At 53.8% G+C, this 19167-nt stretch carries 20 protein-coding genes; 14 read left to right on the forward strand and 6 right to left on the reverse strand.

Annotated elements, in window-relative coordinates; genetic code table 11:
• Positions 1-5: 5 nt before the first annotated feature.
• The 4 genes from poxB to OGV89_RS08125 all read left to right on the forward strand — a co-directional run bounded on the left by poxB (position 6) and on the right by OGV89_RS08125 (position 5314).
• The gene (gene poxB / locus OGV89_RS08110) at positions 6-1724 is read left to right on the forward strand and encodes a ubiquinone-dependent pyruvate dehydrogenase (RefSeq protein ID WP_003027264.1); all 1719 of its coding nucleotides are present in this window, start codon (positions 6-8) and stop codon (positions 1722-1724) included.
• Positions 1725-1760: 36 nt separating this feature from the next.
• On the forward strand, positions 1761-2762 hold the full coding sequence (gene ltaE / locus OGV89_RS08115) for a low-specificity L-threonine aldolase (RefSeq protein ID WP_016150626.1): 1002 nt from the start codon (positions 1761-1763) through the stop codon (positions 2760-2762).
• 10 nt (positions 2763-2772) lie between these two features.
• Positions 2773-4203: an SDR family oxidoreductase gene (locus OGV89_RS08120; RefSeq protein WP_200002847.1), complete on the forward strand. Its 1431-nt coding sequence runs from the start codon at positions 2773-2775 to the stop codon at positions 4201-4203.
• A 97-nt stretch (positions 4204-4300) separates the two neighbouring features.
• A complete protein-coding gene (locus OGV89_RS08125) occupies positions 4301-5314 on the forward strand; it encodes a 3-beta-hydroxysteroid dehydrogenase (RefSeq protein ID WP_286558495.1) in 1014 nt (337 codons plus the stop codon).
• Here OGV89_RS08125 and OGV89_RS08130 read toward each other — a convergent pair.
• Positions 5311-6141, reverse strand: coding sequence for an N-acetylmuramoyl-L-alanine amidase (locus OGV89_RS08130; protein ID WP_286558497.1), 831 nt, complete (start codon positions 6139-6141; stop codon positions 5311-5313). The two genes, OGV89_RS08125 and OGV89_RS08130, sit on opposite strands and share 4 nt — an antisense overlap.
• On the reverse strand, positions 6138-6461 hold the full coding sequence (locus OGV89_RS08135) for a heavy metal-binding domain-containing protein (protein ID WP_001160725.1): 324 nt from the start codon (positions 6459-6461) through the stop codon (positions 6138-6140). Before OGV89_RS08135 ends, OGV89_RS08130 begins: the two co-directional genes overlap by 4 nt.
• A 126-nt stretch (positions 6462-6587) precedes the next feature.
• On the opposite strand from OGV89_RS08135, the gene OGV89_RS08140 reads away from it, so the two are divergent.
• The 7 genes from OGV89_RS08140 to yegS all read left to right on the forward strand — a co-directional run bounded on the left by OGV89_RS08140 (position 6588) and on the right by yegS (position 12221).
• Entirely contained in the window at positions 6588-7103 is a 516-nt protein-coding gene (locus OGV89_RS08140; protein WP_016150628.1) for a lipoprotein, read from the forward strand.
• A gap of 225 nt (positions 7104-7328) precedes the next feature.
• Positions 7329-8057, forward strand: a complete 729-nt coding sequence (gene artP, locus OGV89_RS08145; RefSeq protein WP_003027295.1) for an arginine ABC transporter ATP-binding protein ArtP — start codon at positions 7329-7331, stop codon at positions 8055-8057.
• A 16-nt stretch (positions 8058-8073) separates the two neighbouring features.
• Entirely contained in the window at positions 8074-8805 is a 732-nt protein-coding gene (gene artI, locus OGV89_RS08150) for an arginine ABC transporter substrate-binding protein ArtI (RefSeq protein ID WP_003027298.1), read from the forward strand.
• A 6-nt stretch (positions 8806-8811) separates the two neighbouring features.
• Positions 8812-9528 (forward strand): arginine ABC transporter permease ArtQ, encoded by a 717-nt coding sequence (gene artQ / locus OGV89_RS08155; protein WP_286558499.1) that lies wholly within the window; start codon positions 8812-8814, stop codon positions 9526-9528.
• Positions 9528-10196: an arginine ABC transporter permease ArtM gene (gene artM / locus OGV89_RS08160; protein WP_003840185.1), complete on the forward strand. Its 669-nt coding sequence runs from the start codon at positions 9528-9530 to the stop codon at positions 10194-10196. Before artQ ends, artM begins: the two co-directional genes overlap by 1 nt.
• A gap of 262 nt (positions 10197-10458) precedes the next feature.
• Positions 10459-11190, forward strand: coding sequence for an arginine ABC transporter substrate-binding protein ArtJ (gene artJ, locus OGV89_RS08165; RefSeq protein WP_003834417.1), 732 nt, complete (start codon positions 10459-10461; stop codon positions 11188-11190).
• A gap of 131 nt (positions 11191-11321) precedes the next feature.
• Positions 11322-12221 (forward strand): lipid kinase YegS, encoded by a 900-nt coding sequence (gene yegS, locus OGV89_RS08170; protein WP_003027310.1) that lies wholly within the window; start codon positions 11322-11324, stop codon positions 12219-12221.
• 22 nt (positions 12222-12243) lie between these two features.
• Here yegS and fbaB read toward each other — a convergent pair whose 3' ends face one another.
• Positions 12244-13296 carry a class I fructose-bisphosphate aldolase gene (gene fbaB / locus OGV89_RS08175; RefSeq protein WP_003027312.1) on the reverse strand — a complete coding sequence of 351 codons (1053 nt, stop codon included), beginning with the start codon at positions 13294-13296 and terminating at the stop codon, positions 12244-12246.
• A 252-nt stretch (positions 13297-13548) separates the two neighbouring features.
• Here fbaB and OGV89_RS08180 point away from each other — a divergent pair, with 252 nt between their 5' ends.
• From OGV89_RS08180 to OGV89_RS08190, 3 genes are read left to right on the forward strand one after another with little or no spacing between them, the layout of a single operon-like run.
• The gene (locus OGV89_RS08180; protein ID WP_003027315.1) at positions 13549-14826 is read left to right on the forward strand and encodes a nucleoside permease; all 1278 of its coding nucleotides are present in this window, start codon (positions 13549-13551) and stop codon (positions 14824-14826) included.
• Positions 14823-15827 carry an ADP-ribosylglycohydrolase family protein gene (locus OGV89_RS08185; protein WP_200002849.1) on the forward strand — a complete coding sequence of 335 codons (1005 nt, stop codon included), beginning with the start codon at positions 14823-14825 and terminating at the stop codon, positions 15825-15827. Before OGV89_RS08180 ends, OGV89_RS08185 begins: the two co-directional genes overlap by 4 nt.
• Positions 15824-16789: a PfkB family carbohydrate kinase gene (locus tag OGV89_RS08190; RefSeq protein WP_137348134.1), complete on the forward strand. Its 966-nt coding sequence runs from the start codon at positions 15824-15826 to the stop codon at positions 16787-16789. Before OGV89_RS08185 ends, OGV89_RS08190 begins: the two co-directional genes overlap by 4 nt.
• On the opposite strand, the gene OGV89_RS08195 is transcribed toward OGV89_RS08190, so the two are convergent.
• Genes OGV89_RS08195 through thiM form a run of 3 tightly spaced genes read right to left on the reverse strand, consistent with a single transcriptional unit; the run spans position 16763 to position 19137 of the window.
• Entirely contained in the window at positions 16763-17509 is a 747-nt protein-coding gene (locus OGV89_RS08195) for a GntR family transcriptional regulator (protein ID WP_003027325.1), read from the reverse strand. The genes OGV89_RS08190 and OGV89_RS08195 overlap by 27 nt on opposite strands.
• A 42-nt stretch (positions 17510-17551) precedes the next feature.
• The gene (gene thiD / locus OGV89_RS08200; protein ID WP_060854714.1) at positions 17552-18352 is read right to left on the reverse strand and encodes a bifunctional hydroxymethylpyrimidine kinase/phosphomethylpyrimidine kinase; all 801 of its coding nucleotides are present in this window, start codon (positions 18350-18352) and stop codon (positions 17552-17554) included.
• A gap of 2 nt (positions 18353-18354) precedes the next feature.
• The gene (gene thiM / locus OGV89_RS08205; RefSeq protein WP_032949629.1) at positions 18355-19137 is read right to left on the reverse strand and encodes a hydroxyethylthiazole kinase; all 783 of its coding nucleotides are present in this window, start codon (positions 19135-19137) and stop codon (positions 18355-18357) included.
• Between the last annotated feature and the right edge of the window lie 30 nt (positions 19138-19167).

Here is a 19167-nt window from a genome sequence, read left to right on the forward strand (position 1 = left end):
AAACCATGAAACAAACGGTTGCCGCTTTTATTGCTAAAACACTCGAACAGGCTGGCGTAAAACGCATTTGGGGTGTAACGGGTGACTCGCTAAATGGTCTGAGTGATAGTCTGAATCGTATGGGAACAATTGACTGGATGCCAACCCGTCATGAAGAGGTTGCGGCCTTCGCCGCGGGCGCTGAAGCGCAGTTGACGGGCGAACTGGCCGTCTGCGCAGGTTCGTGTGGGCCAGGCAACCTGCACCTGATTAACGGCCTGTTTGATTGCCACCGCAACCACGTTCCGGTACTGGCAATCGCCGCGCATATTCCATCCAGTGAAATAGGCAGCGGTTATTTTCAGGAGACCCACCCGCAAGAGTTGTTCCGTGAATGTAGCCATTATTGCGAGCTGGTCTCCAGCCCTGAGCAGATCCCCCAGGTGCTGGCTATAGCTATGCGTAAAGCGGTGCTCAACCGTGGCGTCTCCGTGGTGGTATTACCCGGCGACGTGGCGCTGAAGCCCGCCCCTGAAAGCGCCACCACGCACTGGTATCATGCGCCGCTCCCGGTAGTCACCCCGGAAGAGGAAGAGCTGAGAAAACTGGCGCAACTGCTGCGCTACTCCAGCAACATCGCCCTGATGTGCGGCAGCGGCTGCGCCGGTGCGCATAAAGAGCTGGTTGAGTTTGCGGCTAAAATCAAAGCCCCGATCGTGCACGCTCTGCGCGGGAAAGAGCATGTTGAGTACGATAACCCCTATGACGTGGGTATGACCGGGCTGATTGGCTTTTCATCCGGCTTCCATACCATGATGAATGCCGACACGCTGATCCTGCTCGGTACCCAGTTCCCCTATCGCCCGTTCTACCCCACCGACGCCAAAATTATTCAGATTGATATCAATCCGGCGAGTATTGGCGCGCACAGTAAAGTTGATATGGCGCTGGTAGGCGATATTAAATCCACGTTACGCGCCCTACTACCTTTGGTGGAAGAGAAAACCGAGCGGCAGTTCCTGGACAAAGCACTGGAGCACTACCGCGAGGCGCGCAAAGGGCTGGATGATTTAGCCAAACCCAGCGATAAAGCCATTCACCCGCAATATCTGGCGCAACAGATCAGCCACTTTGCCGCTGACGATGCCATCTTTACCTGCGACGTTGGCACGCCAACGGTGTGGGCAGCACGCTATCTGAAAATGAACGGCAAACGTCGCCTGCTCGGATCGTTTAACCACGGGTCGATGGCTAATGCCATGCCGCAGGCACTCGGCGCACAAGCGACCGAACCAGGACGTCAGGTTGTGGCAATGTGCGGTGACGGCGGCTTTAGCATGCTGATGGGCGATTTTCTGTCGGTGGTACAAATGAAGTTACCGGTGAAGATTATTGTCTTCAACAACAGCGTGCTGGGATTTGTGGCGATGGAGATGAAAGCTGGTGGTTATCTGACTGACGGCACCGAACTGCACGACACGAATTTCGCGCGGATTGCCGAGGCCTGTGGCATCACGGGCATTCGCGTGGAGAAATCTTCAGAGGTTGATGAGGCGCTGCAAAGGGCGATGTCAATTGACGGTCCGGTGCTGGTCGATGTGGTGGTGGCGAAAGAAGAGCTGGCGATCCCGCCGCAGATCAAGCTCGAACAAGCCAAAGGTTTTAGCCTGTATATGCTGCGCGCAATCATCAGCGGACGCGGTGATGAAGTGATCGAACTGGCGAAAACTAACTGGCTCAGGTAAAACAGAGGGCATTACCTCACTTAAAAAGGAATGCCCGTGATTGATTTACGCAGTGATACTGTCACCCGACCCAGTCGCGCCATGCTCGAAGAGATGATGGCCGCCCCGGTCGGGGACGACGTCTACGGTGATGATCCTACCGTTAATGCCCTCCAGCAATACGCGGCCGAGCTTTCTGGCAAAGAAGCCGCCATTTTCTTACCTACCGGCACTCAGGCGAACCTGGTTGCACTGCTCAGCCATTGTCAGCGCGGCGAAGAGTATATCGCCGGTCAGGGTGCGCATAACTATCTCTACGAAGCGGGTGGCGCAGCGGTGCTCGGCAGCATTCAACCGCAACCCATCGATGCCGCGCCGGATGGATCCCTGCCGCTGGACAAAGTGGCAGCAAAAATCAAAGCAGACGATATCCATTTTGCCCGCACCCGTCTGCTCAGTCTGGAAAACACGCATAACGGCAAAGTGCTGCCGCGCGAGTATCTGAAAGAGGCCTGGGAATTCACCCGGGAGCGCAATCTTGCCCTGCACGTCGACGGCGCGCGTATTTTTAACGCCATCGTCGCCTATGGCTGTGAGCTTAAAGATGTCACGCAATACTGCGACTCATTCACCATTTGTCTTTCCAAAGGTCTGGGAACGCCGGTAGGCTCGCTGCTGGTCGGCAGCCACGAGTACATCAAGCGTGCCATTCGCTGGCGCAAAATGACCGGCGGCGGAATGCGCCAGGCGGGTATTTTGGCGGCGGCCGGACTGTATGCGCTGAAAAATAACGTGGCGCGTTTGCAGGAGGACCATGACAACGCCGCCTGGATGGCGGAGCAACTGCGCGAAGCAGGGGCGGACGTCATGCGCCACGACACCAACATGCTGTTTGTTCGCGTTGGCGAAGAGCACGCGGCCGCGCTGGGTGAATATATGAAAGCGCAGGGTGTGCTGATTAACGCTTCCCCGATTGTGCGCCTGGTGATGCATCTGGACGTATCACGTGAACAACTTGCTGAAGTCGTCGCCCACTGGCGCGCTTTTTTAACCCAATAAGGAGATGGGCGTGCCGCAACGGATTTTGGTTCTTGGCGCCAGTGGCTACATTGGTCAGCATTTGGTACAGGCGCTCAGTCAGCAAGGGCATCAGGTGTTGGCTGCGGCACGTCGCATTGAACGACTGGAAAAGCAGCAACTGGCCAACGTCAGTTGCCATAAGGTCGATTTGAATTGGCCAGATAACCTCACCCCACTGCTGGCGGGTGTTGATACGGTTTATTACCTGGTCCATGGCATGGGTGAAGGCGGTGATTTTATCGCCCACGAACGTCAGGTGGCGATGAATGTCCGCGATGCACTGCGTAATACACCGGTCAAACAGCTTATTTTCCTGAGCTCATTACAGGCTCCCCGGCATGAACAATCCGATCATCTGCGTGCGCGACAGGTAACCGCAGATACTCTGCGTGAATCAGGCGTGCCAATGACGGAATTGCGTGCGGGCATTATCGTGGGGGCAGGTTCCGCTGCCTTTGAAGTGATGCGCGACATGGTCTACAACCTGCCGGTACTCACCCCTCCGCGCTGGGTGCGCTCACGTACCACACCCATCGCGCTGGAGAATTTGATGTACTACCTGGTGGCGTTGTTGGATCATCCCACGCAACATCACCGCGTACTCGAAGCAGCCGGCCCGCAGGTGTTGAGCTATCAGGAACAGTTCGAGCATTTTATGGCGGTCAGCGGTAAACATCGCCTGCTCATCCCCATCCCCTTCCCTACCCGCTGGATTTCGGTCTGGTTTTTAAACGTCATTACGTCAGTGCCGCCAACCACGGCCAAAGCGCTGATCCAGGGCTTAAAACACGACCTGCTGGCCGATGACACCGAACTACGTGCGCTGATCCCGCAAAAGCTGATTGCCTTTGATGACGCGGTGCGCAGTACGTTGAAGGAAGAAGAGAAGCTGGTCAACTCCAGCGACTGGGGTTACGACGCACAGGCGTTTGCCCGCTGGCGTCCAGAATATGGCTATTTCGCCAAACAAGCTGGCTTTAGCGTTGAAACCTCCGCCAGCAAAAAAGCACTGTGGCAGGTAGTGAATCGACTCGGCGGCAAAGAAGGTTATTTCTTTGGCAATATTCTATGGAAGACGCGCGCGGCGTTGGACCTGCTGGTCGGCCATAAGCTGGCAAAAGGTCGTCCCGAACACCCACTATTGCAAGTTGGCGACACCGTTGATAGCTGGAAAGTCATCATCGTTGAGCCGGAGAAACAGCTGACGCTGCTGTTTGGGATGAAAGCACCGGGATTGGGTCGCCTGAGCTTCACACTGGAAGATAAAGGCGATCATCGACGCATTGATGTACGCGCCTGGTGGCATCCACACGGTATGCCTGGCCTCTTCTACTGGCTGTTGATGATCCCCGCCCACCTGTTCATTTTCAGGGGGATGGCGAAGCGTATAGCCAAACTTGCAGAACAAATCACAGACTAATGATAAAAAGAGCCTGTATTCTTTCATGTTTCCCATTGCATACAGGCGTATTTCACGGAAGAATGCGCACGACGTTTTTTAAACACAGTGGATTGATATGAAGGTACTGGTTACCGGAGCCACCAGCGGCTTGGGCCGAAACGCGGTTGAATTTTTATGCAGCAAAGGCGTCAGCGTCAGAGCCACCGGTCGCAACGAAGCGATGGGCAAGCTGCTGGAGAAAATGGGCGCAGAGTTTGTGCATGCGGATTTGACCGAGCTGGTTTCTTCGCAAGCAAAAGTGATGCTTGCCGGCATCGACACGCTGTGGCACTGCTCCAGTTTTACCTCACCGTGGGGAACTCAGGAAGCCTTCGATCTGGCCAACGTTCGCGCAACTCGTCGTCTGGGCGAGTGGGCCGTGGCCTGGGGTGTTCGCAACTTCATTCATATCTCCTCGCCGTCGCTCTATTTTGATTATCACCACCATCGCGATATCAAAGAGGACTTTCGCCCGCACCGCTTCGCCAATGAATTTGCCCGCAGCAAAGCAGCTGGCGAAGACGTGATTGCGTTGCTGGCGCAGGCCAACCCGCAGACGCGTTTTACGGTATTGCGTCCGCAAAGCCTGTTCGGACCACACGATAAGGTCTTTATCCCGCGCCTGGCCCATATGATGTACCACTATGGCAGCATCCTGTTGCCGCACGGCGGAAGTGCGCTGGTAGATATGACCTACTACGAAAATGCAGTGCACGCGATGTGGCTGGCAAGTCAGCAAGCCTGCGATAAGCTGCCGTCAGGTCGCGCGTACAACATTACCAACGGCGAGCATCGCACTCTGCGCAGCATTGTGCAGAAGCTCATCGACGAGCTGAATATTGATTGTCGGATCCGCTCCGTTCCTTACCCGATGCTGGACATGATTGCCCGCAGCATGGAGCGTTTAGGCAATAAATCGGCAAAAGAGCCAAAGCTTACGCATTACGGCGTCTCGAAGCTAAATTTTGATTTTACGCTGGATACTACCCGCGCTCAGGAAGAGTTGGGTTATCAGCCCATTGTGACGCTGGATTCAGGGATTGAACGTACCGCGGCCTGGTTGCGCGACCACGGTAAGCTGCCGCGTTAACCCTGCCCGTATTTTTCCAGTAACGCTTCGGCAATCGCCTGAGTTTCTGCATCCGCCGCGCCGTTCCACAGCGTCGGGCGGAAGTGCATCTGGAAGGCCATAATCACCCGCTGCTGTTCGCGCGGCGTCATATCAGATTTTATCTCATAGCCGTAACGCGACAGCAGATCGAGTAAAGATTCGGTTGCTACCGGCGTATGAGGCGCTCGCCCGGCAAGATAAAACGCTACGCGCTGAGTGTCCGGCCACGCGCCAATTCCCTGTTCGGCCAGCACTTTCCATGGGAAAAGCGGTCCAGGATCGTCCTTACGTTGCGGCGCGATGTCCGCATGGGCTACCACGTTCTGCGGTTTTATGTCGTAGCGGGCGATAATATCTTTCGCCAATGGGATCAGCGCCTGAATCTGCGCGGGCTCAAACGGCGCAAAATATTTTATCCCTGCCGATTTTTGCCAGCCGCAGTTTTCCAGCTCAATGCCAATTGAGGTATCGTTAATACGCGTAGCGCCACGCCAGAAGCTAATCCCCGCATGCCAGGCCAGATCTTTTTCCGGCACCAGTTGCCAGATACGCGGTTTGCCGTGGTAGAGCGGCGGCACAGCCGGGATCAAATAGTGCGAGCTGACGTTTTTATCGGTCAGCGTAGCCAGAGAAGAGTCAAAATCATCGGCCGTGTAATGGATAACCAGCACTTTAATGCGTGGATAAGCAGCCTGTGCCTGACGGCGGGTATCTAACTGATACCCGTCTTTGTCGACAATCCCTTTTTCGCCAGCACATCCCACCAGCAACAGCGTAAATGCCAGCAGACACAACAGACGCTTCATCGGCGAGTTTTCACCGCGGTACCGCTGACGCTCACCATTAGCATACTGCCGTCTTTGCCCACGGTTTCGTAATCAATATCAATACCGACCACCGCATCAGCACCCAGCGCTTTGGCCTGTTCGCCCAACTCCTGGAAAGCAATTTCACGCGCTTTACGCAGCTCTTTTTCATACGCGCCGGAGCGACCGCCGACAATATCGCGAATGCCGGCGAAAAAATCGCGGAAGATATTCGCGCCTAAAATGGCTTCGCCAGTCACAACACCGCAGTATTCCACGATGCTCTGCCCTTCCAGCGTAGGGGTAGTCGAAAACTGCATGGTTAATCTCCTTTTTGCGCTAAGAGCACGATCTCAAAAGCATTATCGAACCGATCCACTATCATTGAAAGGATATATTCTATCAACGTAGAACACTAATAGTAGAAAGCTAATAAGGAAATCATTATGCGCTACTCGAAACTCTCTCTGCTGGTTCCCTGTGCACTCCTTCTCAGCGCCTGTACGACCGTGACGCCGGTCTATAAAGATAACGGCACGCGTAGCGGTTCATGCGTAGAAGGCGGGCCAGACAGCGTGGCTCAACAATTCTATGATTACCGTATTCAGCATCGAAACAATGATCTTACCCCACTTCGTCCATACCTTAGCGACAACCTGGCTAAACTGCTGACCGACGCCAGCCGCGATAATGCACACCGCGACCTGTTTAACAGCGATCCGTTCTCCAGTCGGGCTACGTTACCGGACAGTGCCAGCGTCGCCAGCGCATCGACTATTCCGAATAGTGATGCACGCAACATTCCGCTACGCGTAGAGCTGAAACAGGGTGACCAGAGCTGGCGTGATGAAGTGCTGATGATCCGCGAAGGCCAGTGCTGGGTCGTTGATGATGTCCGCTATCTGGGCGGCAGCGTACACGCGCCAGCCGGGACGTTGCGCCAGTCTGTCGAAAACCGTTAATCGCGCCATTTACTCGCCCAAATCATACCCCCCATTAATTGTCTGGCATTCTGCATAGAATGCCGACAATTATTCTTGCCCACTGGTGGCCCCGCTATTTTGTGCTATGTTTAGAGAAGAATGCGGTTTGCATTTAACTTTTAACGCATAAATATTGCATAACTATTCTGTCAAAGGTAGTATCTGCGGCTTCAATAGCTATCAGACTGCCAGTATCGAGTGTCAATGAGTATTCAATTAAACGGCATTAACTGCTTCTACGGCGCGCATCAGGCGCTGTTCGATATCACGCTGGATTGCCCTCAGGGTGAAACACTGGTGTTACTTGGCCCAAGTGGAGCCGGGAAAAGCTCGCTACTGCGCGTACTCAACCTGCTTGAGATGCCGCGCTCGGGCACGCTCTCTATTGCGGGTAACCGTTTCGACTTCACGAAAACTCCGTCAGATAAAGCCATTCGGGATCTGCGTCAAAACGTCGGCATGGTCTTTCAGCAATATAATCTTTGGCCGCATCTCACGGTGGTGCAGAACCTGATTGAAGCGCCCTGCCGCGTACTGGGTCTGACAAAAGAGCAAGCGATGGCGCGTGCCGAGAAACTGCTGGAACGACTGCGTCTGAAGCCGTACAGCGATCGCTATCCACTGCATCTGTCCGGCGGCCAGCAGCAGCGTGTGGCCATTGCCCGCGCGTTGATGATGGAACCACAGGTGCTGCTGTTTGATGAGCCTACCGCAGCGCTTGACCCAGAAATCACCGCCCAAATCGTCAGCATCATTCGTGAGCTGGCGGAAACCAATATTACTCAGGTGATCGTCACCCACGAAGTGGAAGTTGCTCGTAAAACGGCCAGTCGCGTGGTGTACATGGAAAACGGTCATATCGTCGAGTTTGGGGATGCGAGCTGCTTTGCCAACCCGCAAACCGAAGCGTTTAAAAACTATCTTTCTCACTAAGATTCGGGACAATACAATGAAAAAAGTTCTGATTGCCGCGCTAATCGCAGGTTTTAGTCTTTCCGCTACCGCAGCCCAAACCATTCGTTTCGCCACCGAAGCGTCTTATCCTCCGTTTGAATCGATCGATGCTAACAACAAGATCGTAGGGTTTGACGTTGATCTGGCGAATGCGCTGTGTAAAGAGATTGACGCTACCTGTACCTTCACCAATCAGGCCTTCGACAGCCTGATCCCGAGCCTGAAATTCCGTCGTTTTGACGCGGTGATGGCCGGTATGGACATCACGCCTGAGCGTGAAAAACAGGTTCTGTTCACCACCCCTTACTACGACAACTCTGCGCTGTTTGTTGGCCAACAGGGTAAATACACCAGCATTGATCAGTTGAAAGGCAAAAAAGTCGGCGTTCAAAACGGGACGACGCACCAGAAATTCATCATGGATAAACATCCGGAAGTGACTACCGTGCCGTATGACAGCTATCAGAATGCCAAACTCGATCTGCAAAACGGTCGTATTGACGGCGTCTTTGGTGATACCGCAGTAGTAACAGAGTGGCTGAAAGACAATCCAAAACTGGCCGCGGTTGGCGACAAAGTCACGGATAAAGATTACTTCGGTACTGGTCTGGGCATCGCTGTGCGCCAGGGCAATACCGAGCTGCAGCAGAAATTTAACGCTGCGCTGGAAAAAGTGAAGAAAGATGGGACTTACGAGACCATCTACAACAAATGGTTCCAGAAGTAATATTTGATGAATGAATTTTTTCCTTTAGCAAGCGCCGCCGGGATGACCGTCGGCCTTGCCGTTTGTGCGCTGATCATTGGCCTTGCGCTCGCCATGTTTTTTGCCGTCTGGGAGTCAGTAAAATGGCGCCCGGTGGCATGGACGGGCTCGGCCCTGGTCACCATCCTGCGCGGTCTGCCAGAAATTCTGGTGGTTCTGTTTATCTATTTCGGCTCCTCACAACTGCTGCTGACGCTGGCTGATGGCTTTACGATCAATCTCGGGTTTGTACAAATCCCGGTTCAGATACAGATCGAAAACTTCGACGTCAGCCCGTTCCTGTGCGGTGTCATTGCACTGTCATTGCTGTATGCCGCTTACGCGTCGCAAACGCTGCGTGGCGCGCTGAAGGCCGTGCCACTCGGGCAATGGGAGTCAGGTCAGGCGTTAGGTTTGTCTAAAGCCGCGATCTTCTTTCGTCTGGTGATGCCGCAGATGTGGCGTCATGCCTTACCGGGACTGGGTAACCAGTGGCTGGTATTGCTGAAAGATACCGCGCTGGTCAGCCTTATCAGCGTGAACGATCTGATGCTGCAAACGAAGAGCATCGCTACCCGTACCCAGGAGCCGTTTACCTGGTACATTGTGGCGGCCGCTATTTACCTGGTGATTACGCTGGTGAGTCAGTACATTCTCAAACGCATTGACCTGCGCGCGACACGTTTTGAGCGGAGACCAGGCTGATGCTTGAGTATTTACCTGAATTGTTGAAAGGGCTGCATACCAGCCTGACGCTGACGGTCGCCTCCATCGTGGTTGCTCTGGTACTGGCGCTGATCTTCACCGTCATCCTGACGCTGAAAACGCCGGTACTGGTGTGGCTGGTTCGCGCTTATATCACGCTGTTTACCGGTACACCGCTGCTGGTGCAAATCTTCCTGATCTACTACGGACCAGGACAGTTTCCGGCATTGCAAGAATATCCGGTACTGTGGCATCTGCTCTCTGAACCCTGGTTATGCGCCTTAATTGCGCTGTCGTTAAACAGTGCGGCCTACACTACGCAACTGTTCTACGGCGCTATCCGTGCAATCCCGGAAGGCCAGTGGCAGTCCTGCGGTGCATTGGGGATGAGCAAAAAGGATACGCTGGCAATTCTGTTGCCGTACGCCTTTAAACGCGCCCTCTCCTCATATTCCAACGAAGTGGTGCTGGTATTTAAAAGTACCTCACTGGCTTACACCATCACCCTGATGGAAGTCATGGGTTATAGCCAGCTGCTGTACGGTCGTACTTATGACGTTATGGTATTCGGTGCTGCGGGTGTGATTTACCTGATCGTCAACGGCTTGCTGACACTGATGATGCGCTTAATCGAACGTAAAGCGCTGGCGTTTGAACACCGGAATTAAGCATATGCCTGATGGCGCTACGCTTATCAGGCCTACGGTTCATGCACCTTTTGTAGGCCGGATAAGGTGCTAGCACCACCATCCGGCAAATATGCATAAATTAAAATAATAAAGACGGACAACAACCTAAATTGTCCGTCTTTTTTTATGCCATTAAAAATATTTAATCATTTTTATTGCATATAAATTCATTAAATGGCATTGTTAATCCACGCCGCAGACACGGTAAATAATCATAAGATTGACAGACGGGAGTTCCACCATGAAAAAGTTAGTACTGGCCGCATTACTTGCTACTTTCGCCGCTGGCGCCTCAGCTGCTGATAAAATTAGTTTCGGTGTATCAGCCACGTATCCACCATTTGAATCACTGGACGCTAGTAATAAAATTGTCGGTTTTGACATCGACCTGGCAACGGCGCTGTGCAAACAAATGCAGGCAGAATGTACTTTCACCAATCACGCTTTCGATAGCCTGATCCCCGCGCTGAAATTCAAGAAATATGATGCGGTTATTTCCGGAATGGATATCACACCTGAGCGTAGCAAGCAGGTTGCATTTACTCAGCCTTACTATGCCAACTCCGCGCTGGTGATTGCGAAAAAAGACACCTATAAAACCTTTGCCGACCTGAAAGGTAAGCGCATCGGTATGGAAAACGGCACCACCCATCAGAAATACCTGCAGGATAAACATCCTGAGGTGAAAACCGTGGCCTACGATAGCTATCAGAATGCGATTATCGACCTGAAAAATGGCCGTATTGATGGCGTATTTGGCGATACTGCTGTGGTTAACGAGTGGCTGAAAACCAACCCGCAGTTAGGCGTAGCCACTGACAAAGTAACCGACCCGCAATACTTCGGTACTGGCCTTGGCATCGCGGTTCGCCCGGATAACAAAGCCCTGCTGGAAAAACTGAACAGCGCGCTGGCGGCAATCAAAGCTGACGGCACGTACAAGAAAATCAGCGATCAGTGGTTCCCGCAGTAACGTCTGCCCAATCTGAAAAGCCGCGCTCTGCGGCTTTTTTTATCTCTTCGCCTGCGCTTTCAGTCAGTTCTTACGCCATAAACACTTTCCTGGCATACACTTGTTAAAACGAAAAAAAGTGAGGCAAACGGATGATAGCGTTCCCTGCCAGTTTACTGATCCTCAATGGAAAAAGTGCTGATAATCTCCCCCTGCGTGATGCCATTGCGAAGCTTCGCGATGAAGGCGTGGAAATCCATGTTCGCGTGACCTGGGAAAAAGGCGATGCCCAACGCTACGTTGATGAAGCTCGTCAGCTAGGCGTTGAAACGGTGATTGCCGGCGGCGGCGACGGCACCATCAACGAAGTTTCGACGGCGCTGATCCAGTCGCAGGGCGACAATATTCCGGCGCTGGGTATTTTACCGTTGGGAACGGCAAATGATTTTGCCACCAGCGTGGGGATACCCGACGACCTCGATAAGGCATTAAAGCTGGCTATCGCCGCAAATGCGACAGCGATCGATATGGTGCAGGTCAATGATAAAACCTGTTTTATCAACATGGCGACCGGCGGCTTCGGCACACGTATCACTACCGAAACGCCGGAAAAACTCAAAGCTGCGTTGGGTGGCGTATCATACTTTATCCACGGATTAATGCGCATGGATACGCTCAAACCCGACGTCTGCGATATTCGTGGGGAAGATTTTCACTGGCAAGGTAAGGCGCTGGTGATTGGTATCGGTAATGGTCGTCAGGCTGGAGGCGGGCAACAGCTTTGCCCAACGGCGCTGATCAACGATGGTCTGTTGCAACTGCGCATTTTTACCGGCGAAGAACTGTTGCCAGGGCTGCTTTCGGCGTTAACGCAATCCGAAGACAACCCTAACATCATCGAGGGCGCATCATCGTGGTTTGATATCCGCGCCCCACACGAAATTACCTTTAATCTTGACGGCGAACCGCTCAGCGGACAGGAGTTTCATATTGAAATCCTGCCTGAGGCGTTACGTTGCAGACTGCCGCCGGGTTGTCCACTGTTGCGCTAACACAACGACACCCCGGCTGTAATCAGGCGATGGTAACTTTGCTGTCCAGATAAACATCCTGCACGGCGTTAATCAGCTTAACGCCGTCGGCCATGGTTTTCTTGAATGCTTTGCGTCCAAGAATCAGCCCCATGCCGCCTGCTCGTTTGTTAATCACCGCCGTACGTACCGCATCACTGAGATCGGTTTCGCCGCCAGCCGCGCCGCCGGAGTTAATTAACCCGGCGCGCCCCATATAACAGTTCGCCAGTTGATAACGTACCAGGTCAATTGGATTCTCGCTGGTCAATTTGGTGTAGACGCGATCGTCGGTGTAGCCAAAATTAACCGCTTTATACCCACCGTTATTTTCCGCCATTTTCTGCTTAACGATATCCGCTCCGATAGTGGCAGCCAGATGGTTAGCCTGTCCGGTAAGATCGGCAGAAACATGGTAATCCACGCCATCTTTTTTAAACGCGGAGTTACGCAGATACGCCCACAACACGGTAACCATACCCAGCTCATGGGCGCGCTCAAACGCGGCCGAAATCTCCTCAATCTGGCGACGGGATTCTTCTGAACCGAAATAGATGGTTGCCCCTACCGCAACCGCGCCCATATTGAACGCCTGCTCTACGCTGGCATACAGCGTCTGGTCGAACGTATTCGGATAGCTCAGCGTTTCGTTGTGGTTAATTTTAACGAGGAACGGAATGCGGTGCGCGTAGCGACGGGAGACAGAAGCCAGCACGCCATAGGTCGATGCCACGCAGTTACACCCTGCTTCGATAGCCAGCTCCACAATATTCTTCGGATCAAAGTACAGCGGGTTAGCCGCAAACGATGCGCCAGCGGAGTGCTCTACCCCCTGGTCCACCGGTAGAATCGACAGATACCCTGTCCCGGCCAGTCGACCCGTGTTATACAGCGTCTGCATGTTACGCAGCACGGCAGGCGGCCGATTGTTATCCACCATCACACGGTCGACGTAATCATGTCCAGGCAGGTAAAGTTGATCAGAAGGAATGGTCATACAACGATGCTGTAAAAGGTTGTCGGCGTCTTTGCCAAGCAACTGCGCAATATCAGTCATAGCTATGCTCCCGTAATTTCCGATTTGAAACCGGAATGTGGATTGTCCTGACCCGCTTTGTTGCGGGCAGCATTAAGCCTGGTACCGACTGCGTTTTTTTTCCATCTTTAGCGCACTTTTCAGCAACTTCTGCTGGCTCGATTCAGGAAGAAATAATGTTAAGGCGGTCAAATTTAGACCACAAAGGTATTTTAAAGGTATTATCAGATGGTACTATCAATGCGTACCTTACCTGTCATGAAGGATTTAAAGATGAAAACTACAGTTAAGCTGTCGTTCATGATGTTTGTAGAGTGGTTTATCTGGGGCGCCTGGTTTGTACCGCTGTGGCTGTGGCTGAGTAAAAGCGGCTTTAGCGCCGGGGAGATCGGCTGGTCCTACGCTTGTACCGCGATCGCCGCGATCCTGTCGCCCATTCTGGTCGGTTCAATCACTGACCGCTTTTTCTCCGCGCAAAAAGTGCTGGCGGTGTTGATGTTCGTCGGCGCTATTCTGATGTACTTCGCCGCCCAGCAAACCACCTTCAGCGGATTCTTCCCGCTGTTACTGGCCTATTCGTTGACCTATATGCCGACGATTGCGCTGACTAACAGTATTGCTTTTGCCAACGTACCGGACGTTGAGCGTGATTTCCCGCGCATCCGAGTGATGGGAACCATCGGCTGGATTGCCTCTGGTTTGGCCTGCGGTTTCTTACCGCAAATGCTTGGCTATAGCGACATTTCACCCACCAATATTCCCCTGCTGATCACTGCCGGAAGCTCTGCACTGTTGGGCGTCTTTGCGTTCTTCTTACCGGATACGCCACCAAAAAGTACCGGCAAAATGGATTTCAAAGTCATGCTGGGTCTGGATGCGCTGATCCTGCTGCGCGATAAAAATTTCCTCGTCTTTTTCTTTTGTTCTTTCCTGTTTGCGATGCCACTGGCGTTCTATTACATCTTCGCCAACGGCTACCTGACAGAAGTCGGAATGAAAAACGCCACCGGTTGGATGACGCTGGGCCAGTTCTCTGAAATCTTCTTTATGCTGGCACTACCGTTTTTCACCAAACGATTTGGCATTAAAAAGGTATTATTGCTTGGTCTTATTACTGCGGCGATCCGCTACGGATTTTTCGTTTACGGTGGTGCGGAAGAATATTTCACTTACGCCCTGCTGTTTCTCGGCATTCTGCTGCACGGTGTCAGTTACGACTTCTATTACGTCACGGCCTACATCTATGTCGATAAAAAAGCGCCGGTTCACATGCGCACCGCAGCGCAAGGGCTTATCACCCTCTGCTGTCAGGGATTCGGCAGCCTGCTCGGTTACCGTCTGGGCGGCGTGATGATGGAAAAAATGTTTGCTTACCAGGAACCGGTTAATGGTCTCACCTTTAACTGGGCTGGCATGTGGGGATTTGGCGCGGTCATGATTGCCGTCATTGCCGTGATGTTTATGATTTTCTTTCGCGAATCTGACAAAGAAATCACCGCCATTAAGGTGGACGATCGCGATGTAGCGTTGAAACAAGGGGAAGTAAAATGAAAGCAGAACGTATTCTCGGTGCTCTTTATGGGCAGGCGTTAGGGGATGCGATGGGCATGCCGTCGGAACTGTGGCCAAGAACCCGGGTTAAAGCCCATTTCGGTTGGATCGACAGTTTTTTGCCTGGTCCGGCGGAAAATAATGCTGCCTGCTACTTTAACCAGGCAGAGTTTACTGATGACACGTCTATGGCGCTGTGTCTGGCAGATGCCCTGCTTGAGTGCGACGGAGAGATTGTACCCGACGTTATTGGTCGCAATATTCTGGCCTGGGCAGAGCGTTTTGATGCCTTTAATAAAAACGTGCTCGGCCCGACCTCAAAAATTGCGCTCAAAGCCATTCGCGACGGCAAACCTGTCGCCGAACTGGAGAATAATGGCGTGACCAACGGTGCGGCAATGCGCGTTTCGCCACTGGGATGCCTGCTACCCGCCCGCAATCTTGATGCCTTTATCGATGATGTGGCAATGGCCTCCAGCCCGACGCATAAATCGGATCTGGCTATCGCGGGAGCCGTTGTCGTCGCGTGGGCGGTATCGCGGGCCATCGACGGAGGAACATGGTCGGAGATTGTCGACGCACTACCTGCCATTGCCCTGCACGCGCAGCAAAAACGAATCACCACCTTTAGCGCATCGCTTTGTGCACGCCTTGAACTGGCGCTGAAAATCGTCCGTAACGCCGATGGTGTCGAGTCCGCCAGCGAGCAGTTGTATCAGGTTGTGGGGGCAGGAACCAGCACCATTGAGTCTGTGCCTTGCGCCATCGCGATGGTCGAACTGGCGCAGACCGATCCCAACCGCTGCGCCATTCTGTGCGCGAACCTCGGCGGCGATACCGATACCATCGGAGCGATGGCAACCGCCATTTGTGGCGCGCTGCACGGCGTCGACGCGATTGACCCGGCATTGAAGCAGGAGTTGGATGCGGTTAATGAGCTGGACTTTACCCGCTACGCCAACGGGTTAATACGACTGCGTGAGCAGCGGGAGGCGCTATGAGCACCATGCGCCTGCAACAACTTCTCTCGCAGTTACGAACACAGCGGCCAGTAACGGTGGTGGGTGCAGCGGTGATTGATGTCATTGCCGATGCGTATGCCCTCCCCTGGCGAGGCTGTGATATCGAACTCAAACAGCAAGGCGTGAACGTTGGCGGCTGCGCACTCAATATTGCCGTAGCGCTCAAGCGTTTAGGTATCGACGCCAGTAATGCGTTACCGCTGGGTCAGGGGGTGTGGGCCGACATTATCCGCAATCGGATGGCAAAAGAGGGGCTGCACAGCCTGATCGACAACGCCGAAGGCGATAACGGCTGGTGTCTGGCGCTGGTGGAACCGGATGGCGAACGTACCTTTATGTCCTTTAGCGGCGTTGAGAATCAGTGGAATTCCGCCTGGCTGGCACAGCTGGATATCCCGCGTCATAGCCTGGTGTATCTCTCGGGTTATCAGCTAGCGTCCCCGTGCGGTGAATTGCTGGTGCAGTGGCTGGAAGGTCTGGAAGAGGTGACACCGTTTATCGATTTTGGTCCGCGCATCGGCGACATTCCCGAGCCCTTACTGGTACGAATTATGGCCTGCCGTCCGCTGGTGTCACTTAATCGTCAGGAGGCGGAAATTGCTGCCGAGCGATTTGCATTGAGTCAGGATGTGGAAGGTTTTGGCGCAGAATGGGTGCAGCGTTTCACCGCACCGGTGGTCGTGCGTCACGATAAAGACGGCGCATGGTATTTCAGCGCACAGACATCCGGCTGCGTACCGGCATTTGCAACGGCGGTCGTTGATACTATCGGCGCAGGAGACAGCCACGCCGGCGGCATGCTGGCCGGACTAGCGTCTGGCTGGACGCTGGCCGACTCAGTGCTGTTAGGTAACGCGGTGGCGTCATGGGTAGTTGGGCATCGTGGCGGCGATTGCGCCCCATCACGCGAGGCGCTACTCCTCGCACACAAAAACGTATAGATCGCTACGACAGTAACTGATGCTGTATTCAATAGGCCGTTGCTGCTGGTCAAGCGCTACCTGCTTGATCACCAGTACCGGCACTTTACTATCCATTTGAATGTGCGCCTGGAACTCTGCATCCGGCATTCTGGCGCTAACGCGTGAGCGCGTACGCTGTGGGAAAATATGCTGGCTACGAAAATAGTCATACAGAGAAACACCAATGGCATCCACATCATGAATTAGATGTGCGGGTACCCAAGACTCTTCAATAGATACTGCGTCTTCGTCAACGTAACGAATGCGTTTGAGCAGAAAGACATCACTTCCTGTGACAACTGCCAACTGCTGTGCCACCTCTTCCGGGCAAGGTACAATTCTTTTGTTAACCCACAACGTATCCGGTTTTTTACCGCGCAACACCACCTGCTGAGAAAAACCGCGCGCTTCTTTGAGCGAATACTCGAAGATATTGTTGATTTGCGTTCCGTAACCGCGGGCACGTGTTACTACACCCTCTTCTTCCAGGGCCTGCATCGCCTTGCGTACCGTAATCCGAGAAACGCCGGTCAACTGGCTGAGGTCGCGCTCGCCGGGCAGGATATTGCCGTGCTCCAGGATCCCACTGCGCACAGCATTCTTCACCGTCTGCGCAAATTTCATATACAGCGGCGTGTTATCCGCCGCTGAAATACGTTCATTCAGTTGTGCGATAAGCTGGGTATGCGCTTGTTCCATTTATCTTTTCCCTGGCCGCCGTTTCTGCAGCCAGTATACCCATTACCACCACGCGTGAAAATGATGCACCGGACCAATTCCCTCGCCAACCTCCAGCGTGTCTGCCTGTGCCAGCGCCGCTGAAAGCCACAGTTTGGCTTCCTGTACGGTATCGGCCCAGTTGTTATGGCGCGGACGCAAGGCTGCCAACGCCGCCGATAGCGTACAACCGGTGCCATGGGTATTTTTGGTCATCACCCTCGGCGCGGTAAAACGCTGCTCGCCGTCGCGAGTAAAGAGCCAGTCCGGGCTTTGCGCGTCATCCAGATGACCGCCCTTCATCAACACCGCCTCGCAACCCAGCGCCCGTAGCGCTCTTCCCTGCTCTAACATCTCCTGCTCAGTCTGCGCATGCGATGCCCCGAGCAGTGCAGCTGCTTCGGGTAAATTAGGGGTGATAATCGAAACCTGTGGCAGCAAACGGGTACGCAGCGTTTCTACCGCCGAGGGTGACAGCAACGGATCGCCACTTTTCGCCAACATCACCGTGTCCAGCACCACATTTTGTACCCGATGGCGACGCAAACGTTCGGCGACCGCTTCAACAATATCCGTCTCCGCCAACATACCAATTTTTGTGGTGTCGATACGCACATCACTCAACACAGAGTCCAGCTGCGCAGCGACAAAGTCAGGTTCAATACGATACACCGACTGCACCCCGCGCGTATTTTGCGCCACCAACGCCGTAATAACGGAACAGCCGTATACGCCCAGCGCCGAGAAGGTTTTTAAATCGGCCTGAATACCCGCGCCACCGCTTGGATCGGTTCCGGCGATCGTTAATGCGTTAATCCGTTTCATGCTTACTCCTGGGCGTTCAGGTTATAGAGGGCGTCGAGAAATGCCGGGACAAAGCTGCCCGGTCCGTTTGATTGCTCGGTGGCGATTTGCCCGGCCTGTTTCATCCAGCTACAAGCGGAGGCGACGTTATCAAGTCGGTCACCACGCAAGGCACAACTGGCTGCAACAACCGCTGATAGCGCGCATCCGGTGCCCACCACGCGAGTCATTAACGAGTCGCCGCCGTCCACGCAAACGGTACGCTGATCATCGGTGACGTAATCCACTTCGCCGGTAACCACGACAATGGTCCCAATCTGACGAGCCAGCGCCTGCGCTGCCGGAAGCGCAGCGACAGCTGTATCGGTTGTATCCACGCCACGTCCCCCACCGTTCATGCCGGCCAGAGCAAGTATTTCCGAAGCGTTGCCACGAATAGCAGCAGGCTGTAGCGACAGTAAATCCAGACAAAAGCGGCGGCGAAACTCAAGCGCGCCTACGGCAACGGGATCGAGCGTCCACGGGGTTTTAGCATGATAAGCCCGCTCAACGGCGGCGCGCATCGCCGTGGCCCGCTCCTGAGTTAAGGTGCCGACATTAACCAGCAATGCACTGGCAATAGCGGCGAATTGGCTGGCTTCTTCAGGTTCGATCACCATCGCCGGCGATGCGCCCAGCGCCAGTAATGTATTGGCAGTAAAGCTTTGCACGACCTCATTGGTCATACAGTGTGTGAGCGGGGATAGGGTTCTAAATTGGTGCAAAGTATGAGCCGCGAGCGCGCGGCTGTGCAGGTCAGGCTGCATGGTTCAGCTCCTGCCCGCGCGAAGAAGGGA

It is taken from the genome of Citrobacter sp. Cf125 (assembly GCF_030333935.1).
Lineage (GTDB): Bacteria > Pseudomonadota > Gammaproteobacteria > Enterobacterales > Enterobacteriaceae > Citrobacter > Citrobacter freundii.

Coding starts and splice junctions, on each gene's coding strand:
- OGV89_RS08190 (WP_137348134.1), top strand. CDS start 15,824: ATGAGCACCATGCGCCTGCAACAACTTCTCTCGCAGTTACGAACACAG.
- artI (WP_003027298.1), top strand. CDS start 8,074: ATGAAAAAAGTTCTGATTGCCGCGCTAATCGCAGGTTTTAGTCTTTCC.
- artM (WP_003840185.1), top strand. CDS start 9,528: ATGCTTGAGTATTTACCTGAATTGTTGAAAGGGCTGCATACCAGCCTG.
- OGV89_RS08125 (WP_286558495.1), top strand. CDS start 4,301: ATGAAGGTACTGGTTACCGGAGCCACCAGCGGCTTGGGCCGAAACGCG.
- OGV89_RS08130 (WP_286558497.1), bottom strand. CDS start 6,141: ATGAAGCGTCTGTTGTGTCTGCTGGCATTTACGCTGTTGCTGGTGGGA.
- OGV89_RS08180 (WP_003027315.1), top strand. CDS start 13,549: ATGAAAACTACAGTTAAGCTGTCGTTCATGATGTTTGTAGAGTGGTTT.
- OGV89_RS08185 (WP_200002849.1), top strand. CDS start 14,823: ATGAAAGCAGAACGTATTCTCGGTGCTCTTTATGGGCAGGCGTTAGGG.
- OGV89_RS08140 (WP_016150628.1), top strand. CDS start 6,588: ATGCGCTACTCGAAACTCTCTCTGCTGGTTCCCTGTGCACTCCTTCTC.
- yegS (WP_003027310.1), top strand. CDS start 11,322: ATGATAGCGTTCCCTGCCAGTTTACTGATCCTCAATGGAAAAAGTGCT.
- thiD (WP_060854714.1), bottom strand. CDS start 18,352: ATGAAACGGATTAACGCATTAACGATCGCCGGAACCGATCCAAGCGGT.
- OGV89_RS08135 (WP_001160725.1), bottom strand. CDS start 6,461: ATGCAGTTTTCGACTACCCCTACGCTGGAAGGGCAGAGCATCGTGGAA.
- artQ (WP_286558499.1), top strand. CDS start 8,812: ATGAATGAATTTTTTCCTTTAGCAAGCGCCGCCGGGATGACCGTCGGC.
- poxB (WP_003027264.1), top strand. CDS start 6: ATGAAACAAACGGTTGCCGCTTTTATTGCTAAAACACTCGAACAGGCT.
- artJ (WP_003834417.1), top strand. CDS start 10,459: ATGAAAAAGTTAGTACTGGCCGCATTACTTGCTACTTTCGCCGCTGGC.
- artP (WP_003027295.1), top strand. CDS start 7,329: ATGAGTATTCAATTAAACGGCATTAACTGCTTCTACGGCGCGCATCAG.
- OGV89_RS08195 (WP_003027325.1), bottom strand. CDS start 17,509: ATGGAACAAGCGCATACCCAGCTTATCGCACAACTGAATGAACGTATT.
- fbaB (WP_003027312.1), bottom strand. CDS start 13,296: ATGACTGATATTGCGCAGTTGCTTGGCAAAGACGCCGACAACCTTTTA.
- thiM (WP_032949629.1), bottom strand. CDS start 19,137: ATGCAGCCTGACCTGCACAGCCGCGCGCTCGCGGCTCATACTTTGCAC.